The following is a 2,247-nucleotide window of genomic DNA, read 5'->3' as shown; positions in this document are numbered from 1 at the left end:
CCATGCTCTGGCATACTATATCTTGTATTTAGTGGAGTCAAGGGGATACCCCAATAGGTTTATTCATCGGACGAGTTCTCAACGTTCCTGCAAGTTCTTGCTCTATCCGTTTTCGAGCCAGCCTTATGTACTTGGGAACGATCTCGGCACCGGCGCCCCTGCGGTTATGCCGGACGGCCGCTATGACAGTCGTCCCAGCACCAAGGAACGGGTCAAAGACCCAATCACCTTCATCGGTCATCGAAAGAATGAGCCGTTCGATCAGCTCCACAGGGAACTGACAAGGATGATCGGTTTTCTCCACATGATTACTCTTGACGTTTGGAATAGCCCATAGGTCTCCCGGATTCTTCCCGAGGGGATTGCAGGAATACTTGCCGGCCTTTGGACCCTTAAAATATTTCTTACCGGGATATTTCTGCGGCACTCTTATTGCGTCAAGGTTGAATACATACTCGTCTGATTTTGTGAACCAAATAATGGTCTCGTATCGCCCCGAAAGACGGCGTGCGCAGTGCAACCCATGCTCAAAGTGCCAAATTATCCTATTTCGCAGTCTCAAGCCCAAACCGTCAAAGATCGGATAAAGGACCGTATCAAGAGGAATGATAGAACCGTTTTGCACATAATTCCCTACCTGCCAGCAAATACTCCCTCGCGGGGAGAGGCAACGTACACACTCTTGTATAACAGAAGCCTGTTGTTCAAGATATCTTTCAAGCTTGAGGCGTCTTTCATACTCCTTACCAATATTGTAGGGAGGTGACGTAACAACGAGTTGGAGCGACTCATCGGGAATCGACCTCAACAAGCGCAGGCAATCGCCAGGAAAAACGACAATATTCTCAGACGGTGAGAATGATTCGGCTATCCTCGGAATTTTGAACACGGGACCATGATACCTGTTTGCCAGAATAAGGTCAATTAGGGTAAGACTCCAGCCTTCTGTTGAGAGGTTTCGACCTCTGGCCTCGCGTCCTCCGCTCAGCCACAGTCCTCTCCACGAATCCAGTGGTAATCTGGTACATCAAGGGCAACCGTCTTCGTTCCGTTCCTCTTCAGGCGTTCCTCAAGTGCAACAAGTTCAACAAAATAGATGATTGCGGCTCGCGCGAGCCGAAGACTATCTATCATGACGTGGCTGAAAGAAACAAGGGAGCAATGCTCTACATAATCGGAAGGACGACTAGGATCAGCCCCCAGGTCGTGAAGCACCGTATATCCATGAGTACCCGCATCGCGAAATAGCTTCTTCTCAAAGAGAAAGCCCTCGCCACTAAGGTCAAGAGCCATCTCTGCCATAGCCACGACTACCAAATTTCCGCGCATTAGGCTTTCTCGAATGTCCGCGTGCCATATTCGCTCCTTGCTCTTGCCAGATTTTCTGGAAAACCATCTGTTTCGGAATGAAATGGATCGTTTGTGATCCTTCAACCCCAAGTACTCAGTTACTGCGATTGCAATCTTATCAAGGATGTCCATACACATTCGCTGAGCCGAGATAAGCATGGACGGGCGGACACCGTAGACAGCATAGTCGAGAGTGTCCGAATACGAGCCGCTATCGTTTATCTCGCAGTTGTCAGCATCAAAGGCCATTCGGCGCGCCAGCAAGTACTCTCCTTTGAGAACATTGAACATGGCAAATAGAGGAGGGATACCACCTCCCTTGTCTGCCGGTTCTATCAACGAATGAATCCTGAGTGCGTCCCATCTCTTTGGTGACACATCCAAGCCTTCGATGGTTGGAGCCAGGGCCAGGCGATTCTTCGCAACGAACCGTTCATACTCTGAAACGCTCTTCGATTGTCGTTCTGGTACGTCGAGATCGAGATCAAGGATTTTCCTCAGGTGCTGATAAGCCTGCTCACCAGTCAACTCACGCAAACGTGCCTCGTGGATGCGGGATTCCTTCAGATGCTTTGAGGCAGCAGCTTGGAGATCCTCTTTCTTGCCAATTCCTCTATCAATCGATCGCAACAACACTTTTGCTGCCCCCGTGGACGCAACAGCATTAGTTCTGTCCAGTTCCAATGCCTTCAGGTAGCTGTCGTATGCCTCCACCCAGCGGTTTGCCCTATTCAGGGCATTCCCGAGATTCGTGAATGCTCTGGCCTGCATTTCTGGCGATGTGCCCTTGGTCGCCGAATGTAGGAACAGATATCTAGCTTCACGACGCAAATCACAGGTGGCTAGCCTGAATTATGCACGCGTTTACTGAAAAAAGAGTGCCATCGTCCTCGGGAG

At 50.0% G+C, this 2,247-nt stretch carries 2 protein-coding genes; both read right to left on the bottom strand.

What is annotated here, in order from left to right; translation table 11 throughout:
* Positions 1-37 precede the first annotated feature (37 nt).
* Positions 38-841, bottom strand: coding sequence for a site-specific DNA-methyltransferase (locus QME66_13430; protein MDI6809948.1), 804 nt, complete (start codon positions 839-841; stop codon positions 38-40).
* 143 nt (positions 842-984) lie between these two features.
* Positions 985-2,121, bottom strand: a complete 1,137-nt coding sequence (locus QME66_13425; GenBank protein ID MDI6809947.1) for an LA2681 family HEPN domain-containing protein — start codon at positions 2,119-2,121, stop codon at positions 985-987.
* Between the last annotated feature and the right edge of the window lie 126 nt (positions 2,122-2,247).

It is taken from the genome of Candidatus Eisenbacteria bacterium (genome assembly GCA_030017955.1).
Classification (GTDB): domain Bacteria; phylum Eisenbacteria; class RBG-16-71-46; order JASEGR01; family JASEGR01; genus JASEGR01.
Note: the sequence above shows the minus strand (reverse complement) of the source record. Positions and strands in the feature narration are given on the sequence as shown.

Coding starts and splice junctions, on each gene's coding strand:
- QME66_13425 (MDI6809947.1), bottom strand. CDS start 2,121: ATGCAGGCCAGAGCATTCACGAATCTCGGGAATGCCCTGAATAGGGCA.